At 69.8% G+C, this 16,285-nt stretch carries 19 protein-coding genes, 2 pseudogenes and 1 riboswitch; of the genes and pseudogenes, 17 read left to right on the top strand and 4 right to left on the bottom strand.

The genetic code is table 11. The features are described from left to right. Positions 1-4: 4 nt before the first annotated feature. The 14 genes and pseudogenes from CU044_RS16500 (at position 5) to CU044_RS16440 (ending at position 12,408) form a co-directional block, all read left to right on the top strand. Positions 5-664 (top strand): SurA N-terminal domain-containing protein, encoded by a 660-nt coding sequence (locus tag CU044_RS16500; RefSeq protein ID WP_129769351.1) that lies wholly within the window; start codon positions 5-7, stop codon positions 662-664. 48 nt (positions 665-712) lie between these two features. Next, positions 713-1,735 (top strand): nucleoside triphosphate pyrophosphohydrolase, encoded by a 1,023-nt coding sequence (locus tag CU044_RS16495; protein WP_129769350.1) that lies wholly within the window; start codon positions 713-715, stop codon positions 1,733-1,735. A 115-nt stretch (positions 1,736-1,850) separates the two neighbouring features. Continuing rightward, positions 1,851-2,603 (top strand): DUF6879 family protein, encoded by a 753-nt coding sequence (locus CU044_RS16490; RefSeq protein ID WP_129769349.1) that lies wholly within the window; start codon positions 1,851-1,853, stop codon positions 2,601-2,603. A 21-nt stretch (positions 2,604-2,624) separates the two neighbouring features. After that, positions 2,625-2,990, top strand: a pseudogene (locus CU044_RS16485) (Scr1 family TA system antitoxin-like transcriptional regulator); the annotation flags it as partial. Between the two features lie 119 nt (positions 2,991-3,109). Then, positions 3,110-3,256 (top strand): hypothetical protein, encoded by a 147-nt coding sequence (locus CU044_RS38605; RefSeq protein WP_165371914.1) that lies wholly within the window; start codon positions 3,110-3,112, stop codon positions 3,254-3,256. After that, positions 3,253-4,428 (top strand): protein-L-isoaspartate(D-aspartate) O-methyltransferase, encoded by a 1,176-nt coding sequence (locus tag CU044_RS16480; protein ID WP_240045646.1) that lies wholly within the window; start codon positions 3,253-3,255, stop codon positions 4,426-4,428. Before CU044_RS38605 ends, CU044_RS16480 begins: the two co-directional genes overlap by 4 nt. Before the next feature lie 126 nt (positions 4,429-4,554). Further along, entirely contained in the window at positions 4,555-5,820 is a 1,266-nt protein-coding gene (locus CU044_RS16475; protein WP_129769348.1) for a cytochrome P450, read from the top strand. 147 nt (positions 5,821-5,967) lie between these two features. Then, entirely contained in the window at positions 5,968-6,972 is a 1,005-nt protein-coding gene (locus CU044_RS16470) for a transglycosylase family protein (protein WP_129769347.1), read from the top strand. A 264-nt stretch (positions 6,973-7,236) separates the two neighbouring features. Next, a riboswitch (cyclic di-AMP (ydaO/yuaA leader) is annotated at positions 7,237-7,413 on the top strand. Positions 7,414-7,416: 3 nt separating this feature from the next. Next, a complete protein-coding gene (locus CU044_RS16465; protein WP_165371913.1) occupies positions 7,417-8,130 on the top strand; it encodes a transglycosylase family protein in 714 nt (237 codons plus the stop codon). A 426-nt stretch (positions 8,131-8,556) separates the two neighbouring features. Beyond that, positions 8,557-9,846, top strand: coding sequence for a phosphopyruvate hydratase (gene eno, locus CU044_RS16460; protein ID WP_193563988.1), 1,290 nt, complete (start codon positions 8,557-8,559; stop codon positions 9,844-9,846). Positions 9,847-9,970: 124 nt separating this feature from the next. Further along, a complete protein-coding gene (locus CU044_RS16455) occupies positions 9,971-10,444 on the top strand; it encodes a septum formation initiator family protein (RefSeq protein WP_129769345.1) in 474 nt (157 codons plus the stop codon). A gap of 100 nt (positions 10,445-10,544) precedes the next feature. Continuing rightward, positions 10,545-11,120, top strand: coding sequence for a DUF501 domain-containing protein (locus CU044_RS16450; protein WP_129769344.1), 576 nt, complete (start codon positions 10,545-10,547; stop codon positions 11,118-11,120). Beyond that, positions 11,117-12,061 carry a Ppx/GppA phosphatase family protein gene (locus tag CU044_RS16445; RefSeq protein WP_129769343.1) on the top strand — a complete coding sequence of 315 codons (945 nt, stop codon included), beginning with the start codon at positions 11,117-11,119 and terminating at the stop codon, positions 12,059-12,061. Before CU044_RS16450 ends, CU044_RS16445 begins: the two co-directional genes overlap by 4 nt. After that, positions 12,058-12,408 carry a cupin domain-containing protein gene (locus tag CU044_RS16440; protein ID WP_129769342.1) on the top strand — a complete coding sequence of 117 codons (351 nt, stop codon included), beginning with the start codon at positions 12,058-12,060 and terminating at the stop codon, positions 12,406-12,408. The genes CU044_RS16445 and CU044_RS16440 overlap by 4 nt, the downstream gene beginning before the upstream one ends. A gap of 36 nt (positions 12,409-12,444) precedes the next feature. Here CU044_RS16440 and CU044_RS39550 read toward each other — a convergent pair. The 4 genes and pseudogenes from CU044_RS39550 to CU044_RS16420 all read right to left on the bottom strand — a co-directional run. Then, positions 12,445-12,606 (bottom strand): annotated as a pseudogene (locus tag CU044_RS39550) (prevent-host-death protein); the annotation flags it as partial. A gap of 4 nt (positions 12,607-12,610) precedes the next feature. Further along, entirely contained in the window at positions 12,611-12,796 is a 186-nt protein-coding gene (locus tag CU044_RS16430; RefSeq protein ID WP_240045644.1) for a DUF397 domain-containing protein, read from the bottom strand. Positions 12,797-12,948: 152 nt separating this feature from the next. Continuing rightward, on the bottom strand, positions 12,949-13,167 hold the full coding sequence (locus CU044_RS16425; protein ID WP_129769340.1) for a DUF397 domain-containing protein: 219 nt from the start codon (positions 13,165-13,167) through the stop codon (positions 12,949-12,951). Further along, positions 13,164-13,997, bottom strand: coding sequence for a helix-turn-helix transcriptional regulator (locus CU044_RS16420; protein ID WP_129769339.1), 834 nt, complete (start codon positions 13,995-13,997; stop codon positions 13,164-13,166). The genes CU044_RS16425 and CU044_RS16420 overlap by 4 nt, the downstream gene beginning before the upstream one ends. A gap of 184 nt (positions 13,998-14,181) precedes the next feature. Between CU044_RS16420 and CU044_RS38600 the strand changes: the two genes are divergently transcribed. Genes CU044_RS38600 through CU044_RS16410 form a run of 3 tightly spaced genes read left to right on the top strand, consistent with a single transcriptional unit; the run spans position 14,182 to position 14,709 of the window. Next, complete coding sequence (locus tag CU044_RS38600; protein WP_165371912.1) at positions 14,182-14,325, top strand: hypothetical protein; 144 nt, start codon at positions 14,182-14,184, stop codon at positions 14,323-14,325. Next, positions 14,315-14,521, top strand: a complete 207-nt coding sequence (locus CU044_RS16415; RefSeq protein ID WP_129769338.1) for a hypothetical protein — start codon at positions 14,315-14,317, stop codon at positions 14,519-14,521. The genes CU044_RS38600 and CU044_RS16415 overlap by 11 nt, the downstream gene beginning before the upstream one ends. Then, on the top strand, positions 14,518-14,709 hold the full coding sequence (locus tag CU044_RS16410) for a hypothetical protein (protein ID WP_129769337.1): 192 nt from the start codon (positions 14,518-14,520) through the stop codon (positions 14,707-14,709). The genes CU044_RS16415 and CU044_RS16410 overlap by 4 nt, the downstream gene beginning before the upstream one ends. Positions 14,710-16,285: the final 1,576 nt, after the last annotated feature.

The raw sequence follows: 16,285 nt of genomic DNA, 5'->3' as shown, positions 1-16,285 counted from the left end.
CCCTTTGCACCGCCGTCGTCGCACCGCGCTCTCCGTCTCCGTCGCGCTCCTCGCCGCGGCCCCACTCCTCACCGCCTGCGGCAACGAAGCCCACCCCGGAGCGGCGGCCGTCGTCGGCGGGCAGCGGATCGAGGTGTCCGCGCTCCAGGCCCAGGTACAGGACGTACGGGACGCGCAGCGCGGCGTGCCGGAGTCCGAGGAGCTGATCAAGAACACCGGGCAGCTCAGCCAGGCCAAGCTGAACAGCATGATCTTCGACCGGGTGCTGGAGAAGGCCGCCGACAACACCGGGGTCACGGTCAGCCGCAAGGAGATCCAGACCACCCGGCAGCAGGCAGCCGCCCAGTCCGGGGGTGAGGAGCAGTTCGCCGCGATGCTGCTCCAGCAGGGCGCGCTCTCCGCCGGCCAGATCGAGTCGGCGATCCGCCGCGAGGTGCTGCTGACCAAGCTGGCCGTGGCGCTCGGCGCGAACACCACGACGCCGCAGGGTCAGCAGGCGGTCCTCACCGAGCTGACGAAGACGTCGGAGCAGCTCGGTATCGATGTCAATCCGCGGTACGGCAGCTGGGACAACAAGCAGGTCAGGCTGGGCGAGGCCAAGACGCCGTGGATCACGCAGCTCACCAGCGAGGCCCCCGAGCAGCAGCCGCCGGCGGGCACCTGATCCGACGGCGGGGAAGGGCGGCCGGACGGCCGGAGGTAGGTTCGAGAGGTGACAGACGAAGCTCCCGCCGCCCCCGGCCGTATCGTCCTGCTGACCGCCAGCCACCGGGTCGCCCCCGGCCTGCTGTCCTGGCCCGCCTGGCAGCTGCTGCACGCCGCCGACGCGGTGCTGTGCGCCGACACCGGCCATCCGCAGCTGCCCTACCTGCGCGAGGCGGGCGTCACCGTCGAGCACGCCGCGCCCACCGCGCGGGAGCTGGTCGACGCGTGCGCGGGCGGCCGTACGGTCGTGGTCGTCCCCTCCAGCGAGGGCGACGGGACCGACGCCCGGCTGACCGACGGCCTGGCCCGGCTGGCCGGCTCCGGCCGGGTCGCGATGCCGGACCTGGAACTGCTCCCCGGCTCGTACGACCTGCCGGGCGCCCGGCTGCTCGATCTCGTCCAGGTCATGGACCGGATCCGCGTCGAATGCCCATGGTCGTCGACCCGGACGCACGAGGGCCTCGCCAAGTACGCCATCGAGGAGGCGTACGAACTGGTCGAGGCGATCGAGGACGGCGACGCCGACGAGCTGCGCGAGGAGCTGGGGGACGTCCTGCTCCAGGTCGTCTTCCACGCCCGTATCGCGGAGGAGCGCTCCGCGGAGGAGGGTGAGGACGGCGAGGGGCCGTTCTCCATCGACGACGTCGCCGGCACGATCGTGGACAAGCTCATCCACCGCCACCCCCATGTCTTCGGCGACGAGACCGCCGAGACCCCCGAGGACGTCAAGACCCACTGGCTCCGGATGAAAGCGGTCGAGAAGCAACGCGACTCGGTCACCGACGGCGTCCCCCTGGGCCAGCCCGGCCTCGCCCTCGCCGCGAAACTGGCGGGCCGCACCCGCACGGCAGGCCTCGACGTCCCGCTCCCGAAGGGCGAGGGCATCGGCTACGAACTGCTGGCCCTCGCGGTACGGGCGGAAGAGGCCGGCGCCGACCCGGAGGCGGCCCTGCGCGCGGCGGCCCGCGTATACAGGGACGCGATCCGCACGGCCGAGGGCCACGCCGTGGAGCCGAGGGCCACTCCGTAGGGGGAGGGAACCTCTTGCGCGTGATCACGCGAATCATCGCGAATCAAGCAGGACGGCGCGGCCATGCCCGTCTCATCCTGGTCGGGACTCGTCCGGTGGTGAGAGGGGAACGGAAATGGCACGACGGCTCCGGTGCATCGGTACCAACTCCGGCAACAGCGGGTGCCCGACCCTGTACGAGGACCTGGACAGCGGGGAGGTCCTCGTCCAGGGCGACGCGGTGACCGATCCCGACGACGTCGCCCAGCTTCGGAACGTCACGGCCGGGGAAAGCTTCGTGATTGTTCCGCGCGTGCTGTTGGCGGACTTCGCGCCGAAGGAGGCCGAGAGGGTTCCCGTGATGATCAGCTTCGAAGATTTCGAGTCCATGTTCGAGACGTGCGAGCACAGCGCGTGGCGGCTGGAGTCCCGCAGCCGCTACGCCTCCGACGAGGAGACCGAGACATACCGGCGCTTCGTGCGCGGGGAGGACTCCGGCTGGGACCTGGACGACCCCTGGTGCGTGGTGCGCCGCGAACAGACGGTGCTGGGCAAGCGGTTCGAGCGCGTACGCGTCGTGGACAGCCCCCCGACGGCCGGACAGCGCTACCTGCTCGACAACGCGCGCCGGAACACCGCGGTGGGAGAGGACATCCGCAACCTGTGGCGCGCCGACGCGGCGCGTCTCCAACTGCCGGAGGACGACTTCTGGCTGTTCGACTCCCGAGTCATCGCCCGCCTGCACTTCGATGACGAGGATCAGCTCACCGGAGTCGAGCTGATCACCGATCCCGTGGAGATCTCACGTGCCTGCCAGGTACGGGACGCCGCCTGGCACCACGCCGTCCCCCACGAGCGGTTCGCGGAACAGATGCCGTCCGGCGAGTGATTTCCGACTTCCAGCAAGCGCGTGTACGAGCCGGGCAGGACGTTCCACATCGTGATGTGGGAGGCAGCGCTCCGGGCTCTGGTGTGCCCACCCGCGGTGCTCGCCGCGCAACTCGACCGCCTGGCGGGTGTACTGGGGCTGGACACCGTCTCCCTGGGCATCGTCCCGTTCGGTGCCCCGCTCGGCATTCCACCGGCCAACGGGTTCTGGCTGTACGACGATCGATTGGTGATCGCGGAGGACTGGCACGCCGAACTCTGGCTGGACGACGCGGACAGCGTCGGCGTCTACCGGAAGGTGTGGCAGACGCTCTCCGACTCCGCCGTCTACGGTGCCGATGCCCACCGCGTGATCGCTCGTGCCAGGCGGGCGCTCGACACCGTCTGAGAATCCCTCGGAAGATCACCGGCAGGCCCGCGAAATCCGGCGAATCAGCCCCGACACGGCCGGACAACCGGCCCTAGCGTCTCCTCATGGACAGTTCGCACCAACTGAGGAGAGCGTTCATGGGTGATCCCAAGCACGGCGGCGGGACCGGATCGGGTCAGGGCGGAAGTCAGCAGGACGACAGCAACTCCGGCGCCAAGCATGGAGGCGGCGGCTCCGGTGACGGCGATGTGAACCGCGACGACAGCCGGCCCACCGGGCGGTGAGCGAGCGACGCGTGACGGAGGCCGGCCCGGAGGGGCTGGCCTCCCTGCTCATGGACATGAAGGTTCTTGCGTCCGACTGGCTCCCGGCCTACCGGGCCGTGCCCAGGGAAGCGTTCGTTCCTGACCTGATCTGGCCGGGCGTGACCGACGGCACCGGAGGCGCGGAGGCCATTGACCGCCGTACGGACCCCGCTGCCTGGTTCCGGGCGGTGTACTCGGATGTATCCCTCACCACCCAGTGGGACGACGGGGCGCACACCGGGAGCCGCCGGGGAAGGAACCCGAGCTGTTCCAACTCCCAGCCCTCCATGGTGTTCTCCATGCTGGGGGCGCTGGAAGTGCGGCCGGAGTCCGCCGTCCTGGAGGTGGGAACCGGTACAGGCTGGAACGCGGGTCTGCTGTCCGAGCGGGTCGGTTCCCACAACGTGGTGACGGTGGAGTGCGACCCGCGAAGCGCGCTCACCGCGCACGCTCGGCTGCATGCCGCCGGGTACAGCCCGGTGGCCATCGTCGGGGACGGCTCCCTGGGCTGGCCGGCACGTGCTCCGTATGACGGGGTGCTCATCACGGCCTCACTCCGGGAGATCCCGGCGGAGATCATCGGACAGACCGAGCCCGGCGGGCTCATCGTTTCCCCGTACGCCACGGAGTACGGAGGGGAGGCCGTCGTCCGGCTCACCGTCCAGGAGGACGGCAGCGCCGGCGGTCCGTTCATCGGGCCGTCCGCGTTCATGCGCCTCCGTCGGCAACGTACGTTCCGGACCGACACGCGGGAGTACCTGCGCGGCCCCTGGCCGGCCGGCGGACGCCGTACGGAGACGGTGCTCTCCCCGGAGGCCGTGGGCGACTGGCTCCCGATGTTCGCGATCGGACTCCAGACGCGAGGGATGTTTCCCTGGGCTCAGCACTACGCGGACGGCTCCTACACCCTGTGGCTCCGGGACACGGCCGTGACGTCGTGGGCCACAGCCGACTATGAACCGGGCAAGGACGTATTCGAGGTCTACCAGGGCGGACCGCGTGATCTGTGGAGTGAGCTCACCGCCGCGTACGTCTGGTGGGACGACCAGGGGCGCCCCGGGTTCGAGCGCTTCGGACTGACTCTGGGACCGGACGGCACGCCGTGGGCGTGGCTCGACTCCCCGGATCATCCGGTTCGCGCCGTCGGATAGCACAGGCGCCCGGCCCCGACCGGCCCCGCCGACCTTGCACCCCACCGCGGAAGGCGGGCCGGTCCTCCGAGCGGCCGGGGAACTGGACGGCGCGGGCCGGGACAGAGGGACGGTTACTGTCGGGGGATGCCGCACCAGTCCGCCTCCGTACCCCCGGCCCCGCCCGCTCCCGAGCTGTTCACCTGGGAGTTCGCCACCGATCCGTACCCCGCCTACGCCTGGCTGCGCGCGCACTCGCCCGTGCGCAGGACCACGCTGCCCAGTGGGGTCGAGGCATGGCTCGTGACGCGGTACGTGGATGCCCGGCAGGCCCTCGCCGACGCGCGGCTCTCCAAGAACCCCACGCATCACGCCGAGCCGGCGCACGCCAAGGGGAAGACGGGCATTCCCGGCGAGCGCAAGGCGGAGCTGATGACACATCTGCTCAATATCGATCCGCCCGATCACACCCGGCTGCGACGGCTCGTGTCCAAGGCGTTCACGCCCCGCCGCGTGGCCGAATTCGCACCGCGCGTGCAGGAGTTGACCGACCGGCTCATCGACGGCTTCGCCGCGAAGGGCGAGGCGGACCTGATCCACGACTTCGCGTTCCCGCTCCCCATCTACGCGATCTGCGATCTGCTCGGGGTGCCGCGCGAGGACCAGGACGACTTCCGCGACTGGGCGGGCATGATGATCCGGCACGCGGGCGGGCCGCGGGGCGGAGTCGGGCGCTCCGTCAAGAAGATGCGGGGCTATCTCGCCGACCTCATCCACCGCAAGAGGGCGGACCCCGGCGACGATCTGATCTCCGGCCTCATCCGGGCCGGCGACCACGGGGAACATCTCACCGAGAACGAGGCCGCGGCGATGGCCTTCATCATCCTCTTCGCCGGTTTCGAGACGACCGTGAACCTCATCGGCAACGGCATGTTCGCGCTGCTGCGCCATCCCGAGCAGCGCGCGCTGCTCCAGCGCTCGCTCGGAGCGGGGGAGACCGGCCTGCTCGCGACGGGGGTCGAGGAGCTGCTCCGGTACGACGGTCCCGTGGAGCTGGCGACCTGGCGCTTCGCGACCGAGCCGCTGACGCTCGGCGGACAGCGGATCGCGACGGGCGATCCGGTGCTCGTCGTCCTGGCCGCCGCCGACCGTGACCCCGAGCGCTTCACGGACCCGGACACGCTCGACCTCTCCCGGCGTGACAATCAGCACCTGGGCTACGGACACGGCATCCACTACTGCCTCGGCGCGCCGCTCGCCAGGGTGGAGGGGCAGACGGCGCTCGCCACCCTGCTGACCCGGCTGCCCGATGTGCGGCTTGCGGGAGATCCTGCCGATTTGCGATGGCGTGGAGGGCTCATCATGCGTGGATTGCGCACGCTTCCGGTGCAGTTCACGCCATTGTCCGACTGAAGGTTTACTGACGACCCGTCAAGACTGTGACTTTCACGTGATCTCCGCTGCATCGACTTGTGACAGCAGTTCGAGTACCGCTACGTTCTCGAAAACTCAGCCGCCACACGCAGTAGTCGAAACATCAGTCACACGGAAGGCAATCGCATGCGCTCCGGGAACGGCCGACACCGTCGACCTCGCCAGGCCCCCGCTCTGATCGTCGCGGCAGGAGTGACCGGCTCCGCGATCGCCATTCCGCTGCTCGGCGCCACGGGTGCCAGCGCGGCGGACGCCTCCACCTGGGACCGCGTCGCCGAATGCGAGAGCGGCGGCATGTGGAGCGCCGACCTCAAGAACGGCTACTACGGCGGACTCCAGATCTCCCAGGAGACCTGGGACGACTTCGGCGGCGCGGAGTACGCGGCCAGCGCCGACCTCGCCAGCAGATCGCAGCAGATCGCGATAGCCGAGAAGATCCTCGACGCACAGGGGCCGAAGGCGTGGGCCAGCTGCGCCGCGATCTCGGGGCTGACGGCGGGCAGCGCCGCGCCGGGCGTGGACCCCGGTACGACGCCCGAGGCGGAACAGGGGACGACACCCGACTCGTCCGGGACCCCCAAGCCCTCCGAGACGTCCGGGAAGACCGGGACGTCCAAGCCGTCCAAGCCTTCCGAGCCCTCCGACGCGTCCGGGACGTCCGAGGCGTCGGGGAAGACCGGGGGCGCCGACGCACCCTCGGACACCTCCTCGTCCACGCCGGACGCGACCGCGCCCGACGACACGACGCCCGCCCCCTCCGGCGCCTCCGGCGCCTCCGGCGCCTCCGATGACGCGGAGGCCGACGACGCCGCCAAGGGCAAGCACCGTGGCGACGCCGCCCCGGAGGATTCCGTACCGGGCAATTCGGGTGAAGAGCGTGAATCCGGCCGACATGCCTCGCGAGGTGACGGATCGGCACGTCACGCGGGCGGTGCGACGGACGGAACGGAAGGCGCGGACGCGGCGGAGGGCGAGTACACCGTCCGCGTGGGCGACTGCCTTTGGCTCATCGCCGACGAGCGCGAGGTGCCCGGCGGGTGGTCCGCGCTCTACGAGGCGAACAAGGACACCGTCGGCGCCGACCCCGACCTGATCCTTCCTGGCCAGACCCTTGATCTGGGCGTGAAGTAGAGGCAGTTAGAGACCCTATGTCCACTTCTGTGAAAGTGAGACAAGGGTCTCTTTGCCGCAACTGGGGTCTTTTGGCCCGCCGGTTGGGCCGCTTCCTCTCCCACCTGCGTAAACGGGATCGCTCCAGGGGGAGGTAAGGGCGATTTTTCCTTGATGTGCATCTTTGAACAACGGGCGGACCTGTGATTACGGTCTGAACCGCTCGCACCGCGGGCCCCGTCGACCGTCACGCCGAATCCTGCCGTCGGTCGGGGGGAGTAACCGACGCGTCAAGCGCCGTAGGCAGGAGCGGGGGACCCAAAGGTTCGCGCCGGGCTCCGGCCGTCGAGAGACGACCGGGGACCGGCTTGGGGTGAAGCCTTGTGCGCCAGAGCACAAGGCCGGGCAACTCACTTGGCCCGAACCCGACAGCTGACCTCGTAGGCGTCGGTGAGGAGATGTTCCATGCTGCTGCGTTCCAGCAAGGCCAAGCACCGCCGCCCGTCGAAGGCCGTCCGCTACGCCACGCTCGCCGGCGTCACCGGTGCCGCCGTCGCCGCCCCGCTGATCGGTGCGACCTCGGCCACCGCCGCGACCGCCTCCGAGTGGGACAAGGTCGCGCAGTGCGAGTCCGGGGGCAACTGGTCCATCAACACCCAGAACGGCTTCTACGGCGGCCTCCAGTTCACGCCGTCCACCTGGGCCGCCTACGGCGGTACCGCGTACGCCCCCCGCGCCGACCAGGCCAGCAAGTCCCAGCAGATAGCCGTCGCCGAGAAGGTCCTCGCGGGCCAGGGCAAGGGCGCGTGGCCGAACTGCGGCGTGGGCCTGTCCAACGCCGCGTACGACGGCGGCTCCGCCACCGGGAACACCCAGCAGCAGTCGCAGCCGAAGCGGCAGAGCCAGCCGAGCCAGCCGAAGCAGCAGAGCCAGCCCAAGCAGCGGGAGACCACGGAGAGCACGCGCGACGCGGCCCAGCCGGCCTCGCGCGGCGAGAGCCGTCCCACCACGATCAAGAAGGGTGACGGCGAGTACAAGGTCGCGTCCGGCGACACCCTCTCCAAGATCGCCAAGGCTGAGGACGTCAAGGGTGGCTGGAAGAAGCTGTTCGACCTGAACAAGGACATCGTCAGCGACGCCGACGTGATCTACCCGGGCCAGCAGCTCCACCTGAGCTGACCCACCAGGGGTTCCTCCAGGGGTTCCACCGGGGACCCATCAGGGGGATCCGCCCAGGGGCCCACGCGGGGACCCATCAGGGGATCCGCCTCCCCTCGGAGCCCCCGGGCTCCTGCCCTCTCGGAGCCCCCGGGCCCCGGCCCCCCTCGGAGCCCCCGGGCCCCGGCTCCACCCGAGACCACCCCGGCCAGGCGCGTAATCCCCCGTACGCGCCGGGCCGGGGTTTCCCGCTGAGGCCCGCCCACAGGCGGCCCACAGCGGACGTGGCTCCCGCGCGGTGGCGGCCTGCGATGCCCCCGGTGCGGGATTCGGGCCTCATTTCGTCTTAGGTGGCGGGCACCGGCCGACCGATGACCCCGCGCCGGATAGTCTCGTGTCGCAAGGCCAATGAGACCCTGCACTCCAAGCGTCACATCCCAGAAGGAGATGCTCGTGCCGTCCATCGACGTCGTCGTAGCCCGGGAAATCCTCGACTCCCGAGGCAACCCCACGGTCGAGGTCGAGGTCGGCCTCGACGACGGCAGCACGGGTCGTGCTGCTGTCCCCTCCGGTGCCTCCACCGGTGCGTTCGAGGCCCTTGAGCTCCGCGACGGTGACCAGAACCGCTACCAGGGCAAGGGTGTCGAGAAGGCCGTCCTCGCCGTCATCGAGCAGATCGGCCCGGAGCTGGTCGGGTACGACGCCACCGAGCAGCGCCTGATCGACCAGGCCATGTTCGACCTGGACGCCACCCCGGACAAGTCGTCGCTCGGCGCCAACGCCATCCTCGGCGTCTCCCTCGCCGTCGCGCACGCCGCCTCCGAGGCCTCGGACCTCCCGCTCTTCCGCTACCTCGGCGGCCCGAACGCGCACCTGCTGCCCGTTCCGATGATGAACATCCTGAACGGCGGCTCGCACGCCGACTCCAATGTCGACATCCAGGAATTCATGATCGCCCCGATCGGCGCGGAGTCCTTCTCCGAGGCCCTTCGCTGGGGCGCCGAGGTCTACCACACGCTCAAGAAGGTCCTGAAGCAGAAGGGCCTCTCCACCGGCCTCGGCGACGAGGGCGGCTTCGCCCCGAACCTGGAGTCCAACCGCGCCGCGCTCGACCTCATCCTCGAAGCGATCAAGGAGGCCGGTTACGTCCCCGGCCGCGACATCGCGCTCGCGCTCGACGTCGCCGCGTCCGAGTTCTACAAGGACGGCTCGTACGAGTTCGAGGGCAAGTCCCGCTCGGCCGCCGAGATGACCGAGTACTACGAGGAGCTGGTCGCCGCGTACCCGCTCGTCTCCATCGAGGACCCGCTCTTCGAGGACGACTGGGCCGGCTGGAAGGTCCTCACGGACAAGCTCGGCTCCAAGGTCCAGATCGTCGGCGACGACCTGTTCGTCACCAACCCGGAGCGCCTCGCCCGCGGTATCGAGGAGGGCTCGGCCAACGCCCTGCTCGTCAAGGTCAACCAGATCGGTTCGCTGACCGAGACCCTGGACGCCGTCGAGCTGGCCCAGCGCAACGGCTTCAAGTGCATGATGTCCCACCGCTCCGGTGAGACCGAGGACGTCACCATCGCCGACCTCGCCGTCGCCACCAACTGCGGCCAGATCAAGACCGGCGCCCCGGCCCGCTCCGAGCGCGTCGCCAAGTACAACCAGCTGCTGCGCATCGAGGAGATCCTCGACGACGCTGCGGTGTACGCGGGCCGCAGCGCGTTCCCGCGGTTCCGTTCCGCCTGATCCTGATCCTGTGGATATGAGGGCGAGGGGCGGCTCCGCCCGTCGTCCGTACGTCCCCGGTCGCGGTCCCGTACCGTGTCCGGGGACGTACGTACAACAGGGGACGTAACAGGGGAGGCGAGCCATGGCCGGGAACCGGGACCGGTTCTCCACCGCGACCAGGCTGCGACTGCTCGGCGAGCAGACGGCCGCCCGGGTCTACCGCTCGCAGAACCGCAGGCAGGACCGCCGCTCCCGGCTCACCGGCCGGGCCGCCTTCCTCGCCCTGGTCGTGTGCACACTGGTGGTGGCGCTCGCGTATCCGATGCGGCAGTACGTGTCGCAACGGAACGAGATCGCCGACCAGGAGCGGCTGGCCCGCGAGGCGAAGCAGCGGGTCGAGGAGCTGCGCGACGAGAAGGCGCGGCTCCAGGACGACGCGTATATCCAGCGGCTGGCCCGGCAGCATCTGCATTACGTGATGCCGGGGGAGACCGGCTACACCGTGATCGACCCGGACGTTCGCGAGCAGCGCCGCGAGGAGCGGGGGGCGACGGACCGCCCCTGGTACTCGAACGTGCTGGACGGCGTGGACAACGCGGACCGCCAGGACAGATAGTCCGGACAATGCAGATGGTCCGGACCCATACGGCCGGACACAAGAGACTCAGCCCAGAACCGCGGAACACCCGAGAACCGCAGAACATACCTAGGCAGGCATGGACACGCCCCCTCCGCAGACCGAACGCACGGAACCCACCGACGCGGACGTCGCGGCATTCAAAGAACAGCTCGGCCGCCCGCCGCGCGGCCTGCGCGCCATCGCGCACCGCTGCCCCTGCGGTCAGCCGGACGTGGTCGAGACCGCCCCGCGGCTCCCCGACGGCACGCCCTTCCCGACGACGTACTACCTGACCTGCCCGCGCGCGGCCTCGGCCATCGGCACGCTGGAGGCGAACGGCGTCATGAAGGAGATGACCGAGCGCCTCGCGACCGACCCCGAGCTGGCCGCCGCGTACCGCGCGGCCCACGAGGACTACCTCGCGCGCCGCGACGCCATCGAGGTCCTGGAGGGCTTCCCGAGCGCCGGCGGCATGCCGGACCGGGTGAAGTGCCTGCACGTCCTGGTCGGCCACTCACTGGCGGCCGGACCCGGGGTGAACCCGCTGGGCGACGAGGCGATCGCGATGCTGCCGGAGTGGTGGGCGAAGGGCCCATGCGTGACGCCGTGCGGGTCCGGTCCGTCCGGCGGTCCGTCTGGCGGTCCGTCCGACGACGAGGGGGATACGGAATGACCAGGGTCGCCGCCATCGACTGCGGTACGAACTCGATCCGCCTGCTCGTCGCCGACGCACACCCCGAGACGGGTGAACTGGTCGACCTCGACCGCCGGATGAAGATCGTCCGCCTCGGCCAGGGCGTGGACAGGACGGGCCGGCTCGCCCCCGAGGCGCTGGAACGTACCTTCGCCGCCTGCCGCGAGTACGCCGCCGTCATCAAGGAACACGGCGCCGAGCGCGTCCGCTTCGTCGCCACCTCCGCCTCGCGCGACGCGGAGAACCGCGACGAGTTCGTCGGCGGCGTCCTGGACATCCTGGGCGTGGAGCCCGAGGTGATCACCGGCGACCAGGAGGCGGCCTTCTCCTTCACCGGCGCGACGAAGGAACTGGGCCCGTCCGACGGGGACAGCTACCTGGTCGTGGACATCGGCGGGGGTTCCACCGAGTTCGTCGTCGGCGACGACCAGGTGCGCGCCGCACGCTCCGTGGACATCGGCTGCGTACGGCTGACCGAACGCCACCTCGTACGGGACGGCGTCGTCAGCGACCCGCCCACGGAGCCGCAGATCACCGCGATCCGCGCCGACATCGAGGCGGCCCTCGACCTGGCCGAACAGACGGTTCCGCTGCGCGAGGCCCGCACTCTGGTCGGACTGGCCGGCTCCGTGACCACGGTCGCCGCGATCGCGCTCGGCCTGACCGAGTACGACTCCGCCGCGATCCACCACTCCGTGATCCGGTACGACCAGGTCCAGGAGATCACCACCCGCCTGCTCCACGCCACGCACGCGCAGCGCGCCGCGATCCCCGTCATGCACCCGGGCCGGGTGGACGTCATCGGCGCGGGCGCCCTCGTACTCCTCGCGATCATGGAACGGACCGGGGCCCAGGAGGTCGTGGTCAGCGAACACGACATCCTGGACGGGATCGCCTGGGCGGCGGCGACCGCCGGATGAAGGCGATGCACGAGTTCCTCGACACAACGGACCTGCCGTGGCGGGCCGTTGACGGCCACCCGGGCGTGACGGAACGGGTGCTCAGCGCGGCGCCGGGCGACGAGGGAGAGCTGACGCGTCTCGCGCGCTGGGCACCGGGGCTGGACACCTCCGAGGCGGGGGTCATCCGGCACGAGTACTACGAAGAGGTCTACCTCCTCGAAGGCGAACTGCACGACCTGACGCTGGGCGCGACGTTCGGGGCGGGTTATTACGCGTCGCGACCGCCGGGGATGCCGCACGGCCCGTACCGGACGGAGACGGGCTGCACGATGCTGGAGATCCGCTACTGGCCGGCATCGGCATAGGAGATCTCGTACGACCACGGCGTGGAGATCAGCAGTTCACGCCGCGCCCTCGGGGTGCTCACCGCGGTCGGTGAAAAGGTCCGTAAGCAACTCGGCCATCGTTACGGTCGGACTGCCACCGGCCAGGACTGCCTCGGCCTCACGTGCGAGCAGCTCATCGGCCGTCGCTTCCAACGCCTCGAAGTCCGCGAGCGGTACGGGGTCAGCTTTTGGCGGCGTGGGTGGTGGCGAAGGCCACGAAGCTGGTCCAGGCGTGGGGGGTGACGGTGAGGTGGGGGAGGTGGGGGGCTTTGCTGTCGCGGATGGGGACGAGGTTGTGGGCGTGGGCGTAGGAGGGGGACCACTCAACGCAGTTGCCGCCTTCGTATGTGCTGTAGCTCGACTTCACCCATGCGCTTGGAGCGGGGTTGGGGTTCACAGTCTCTCCATCTGCTTTCTGATGAACGCAGCGCTCTCCCGTGATGAAAGCGCCTAGCTGGTCAAGTCATCGTAGGCCGCGCATTCCTGTCCGAACAGGTGAAATCCGCGAGCGGTACGGGGTCAGCTTTTGGCGGCGTGGGTGGTGGCGAAGGCCACGAAGTCGGTCCAGGCGTGGGGGGTGACGGTGAGGTGGGGGAGGTGGGGGGCTTTGCTGTCGCGGATGGGGACGAGGTTGTGGGTGCGAGCGTACAAAGGCGACCACTCCAGGCAGTTGCTGCCGTCAGCAGGACCGCTATAGGTGGACTTGACCCACGTGGTGGGGACGGGATTGGGGCTCACAGTGTCTCCATCTGCTCTCTAACGAGGGCAGCGCTGTCCCGGGCCGAAAGCGCCTCACTCGTCAAACCATCGTAGGCACGCACCGCTGTTCGAACGTGTTCGGACTCTTCGATGATGCCCGTCGTACGGTAGGTCTCAACGCACACCACCGTCATATGGTTTGACGTCGTGAGGAACGTGACCGGCCATTCCATGAGGGAATGCGGTTCCGCATCGAGCGGCAGTACCTGTAGGCGTGTGGTGGGTCGTTCGGCGAGACCCAGCAGCACGGCAAGTTGCTCGCGCATCACATCGCGGCTTGCGAAGCGGCGCCGGATCACGGATTCGCACAGCACAACGCGGACGTTCGGGGGAGCATCACCCCGGAGTAGTTCCTGCCGAGCGAGTCGCGCCCGCACTGACGCGGAGATCTCATCGTCAGATGCCCGCGGATTGTCGGCCCGGAAAAGCGTACGAGCGTACTCGGCAGTCTGAAAGAGACCAGGAATGACGGCGGGAGCCCACTCCCAAATCGCGATGGCCTCCCGCTCCAGGCTCATGCGCCGCCGGTACAGGGCTGGGAAGGATCGCGAGACCACCTCCTCGTAGAGCCGCTTGAACTGCCCGTCGGTCTCAAAGATCTGATCGAACACGGCGGGCAAGTTGCTGGCGATCGGCGGGACTCCGCGCTCGATGCGGCTGATGGTGGACTTCGACGTACGCGCCTTCTTCGCCAGGGCCGACTGCGACAGCCTGCCGGCCGCCCGCAGTTCGCGGGCGTTGCGCAACGCCTCGCCGAATGCCTCCCGGGGACTCCTCACCGGTTCGTCAACATCGCGTCGCTCCGTCATGCGAAACCTCCTTGACCACTGACCTGAGACTCGACGTCACTCGTCGTATCCGTGCAGGTCAGGCGTGTGGAGGCGCGCCAGTGAGACCAATGCGCAGGTCGGACGGTGAACCGCTTCCCAACGTAGCGCGGCACATCGCACTCTGAACACGGTTCGTAACTAATCGTAAGAAGGGTGAGGTCTGGTGGATCCGACCGAAGACGCGACCGAGGACTTCTGGCGGCTCGTGCCGGAGTGGGTACCGCGCGACGGATACGCGACAGCAACCCCCGCGCTGATGCGCGAAGTTGAGGCCGGACTGATGCGGCGGTTGTCCGATGGCGACTAGCGAGGCACGACGGCTGCTGTCCCTGCTGATCGCCACGTTCGGCGCGGACGGCGCGCTCCTTGTGTGGAAGGACCCGGCTGGCGGGGAAGGTACGGGCGAGACGCCGCCCGGCGACGGGCCTCCCGGTGGGTCGCCGGAAGAACTCAGGGCGCGGGTGGCGGAACGCAACAAGTGGAGCAGCAGGGGTGGAGTGTGAAGCGCGTGTGGCGCTGGTTCACGTGCGCGCTCTCCGTCCCCGTACGGCTCGTGAGCCCACGCCGACGGCGTGCCCACCGGGAGTACAAGCGCTGGGAAGCGCTGTTCGCCTACCGGGAGCCGGACGAAGCGGCTCTGTACGAGCGGATCTTCGGCTATCCGCCGCCGGGGGCGAGGAGGCGCGAATGACGCGCGTCGCCGCCATCGTGGTCACGATCGGCACGAGCCTCTGGGTGATTGCGGTGGCGGCCATGCTGGGTCGGCTGTGAGCGAGGCAGTTGGGGCGGCCAGGGGAAGGGGGCCCAGGGAAGCTCCCTTGTTCCGGGGCTAGATGTCCGGCTCACCGGTGGGTGGGTGGGGCGCGGGGGTGGAGTGGGGCGGCCCGGCACCGGCTCGGCGGGCTGGTGTGGGTGGGTGGTTGGGATTCATGCCCCGCTGGTGGGGGAGGGTTCTTCGGCGACCGGTGAGGACCAAGAGGTAACCGGGGTGACCCGGGGGGTGGGGTGTCGGGTGGGGGCCGCCCCTCAGGCTTCAGTTTCGCGGCTCCGGGTCGGGCGTCAAGGGCGCTCCTCCGTCGCGTCGGCTGCGCCGATTACGCTGCGCTCCACCCTTGACTCCCGTCCCTCCACCGCAAGTGCTGCTTTGAGGGGGGCGGCCCGGGGGGAGGGGTCCCCGGGGAAGCTCCCTTGTTCCCGGGGACCGATCCCGGCTCACCGGCCGGTGGGCCCTGCGGGGCTGCGCGGCAGTGGTGTGGGGTGGCCCGGCCCCGGCTCAGCGGGCTGGTGTGGGTGGGTAGTTGGGGTGCATGCCCCGCTGGTGGCGGTCCGTTGTCGGCTGCTTCTGTAGCCCGAGGTGGATGAGCCCCCCCAGCTTGACCCTTATGCCCCAGTTTGGCGGGCCTCTTGGGGAGTCCCGCAGGTGGTCATGCGTCCTGCTGTCAGCTAACCGGGCCCCTGGCGTTCCACGGCTCTCTGACCGGCGCACTGCCGTCTGCCGAAGCGCGGGGTGGAGTGGGGCGGCCCGGCACCGGCTCAGCGAGCAGGTGTGGGTGGGTAGTTGGGCTTCATGCCCCGCTGGTGTGGGTCCGTTGCCGGGTGCTTCTGTGGATCGAGGCGGATGAGAGGGCCACTCGCCCCCTATGTCCCAGTTTGGCGAGCCTTTCGGAGGGTCCTCGGACCGGTGATGTGTCCTGCGGCCAGTTAACCGGGCTCCACGACGCATCACGGTCTCTGAGGGGCCCAGTGGCCGCCTCTCCCGTCACACCCGCCCCACCACCCACACACCGTCATCAGCGGGGCATGAATCCCGGCCCTCCACGGGGGTCAGTCGCCGAGCCGGGGCCCGGCCGCCCCACACCACTGCCGCGCAGACCACCCACCGTGCGGCACTCGGCAACCGGCCCCCGCAACAGAGGTGCTTCCCCGGGGACCCCTCCCCCCGGGGCCGGCCCCCCTCGAAGCTGCACTTGCGGTGGAGGGGTGGGTGTCCAGGGTGGAGCGCAGCGGAATCGGCGTAGCCGACGCGACGGAGGAGCGCCCTTGACGCCCGGCCCGTAACCGCGAAACTCAAAGATCAGGGGCGGCCCCCACCCGCCATCGAGCGCACCGGGCCACCCCGGCTACCCCTCGGTCGTGACCCGCAGTCGAAAAGCTTTCCTCACCAGCGGGGGGATCAGAGACGGTCCGGCCCCGGGAGTCCCGCTGAGCAGGAAGACACATCGGGAGAAGCGGACGGCCTGCCCCGGCACCGGGATGTCGCGTCTTCC

This window comes from Streptomyces sp. L-9-10, from assembly GCF_004151105.1.
Taxonomy (GTDB): domain Bacteria; phylum Actinomycetota; class Actinomycetes; order Streptomycetales; family Streptomycetaceae; genus Streptomyces.
Note: the sequence above shows the minus strand (reverse complement) of the source record. Positions and strands in the feature narration are given on the sequence as shown.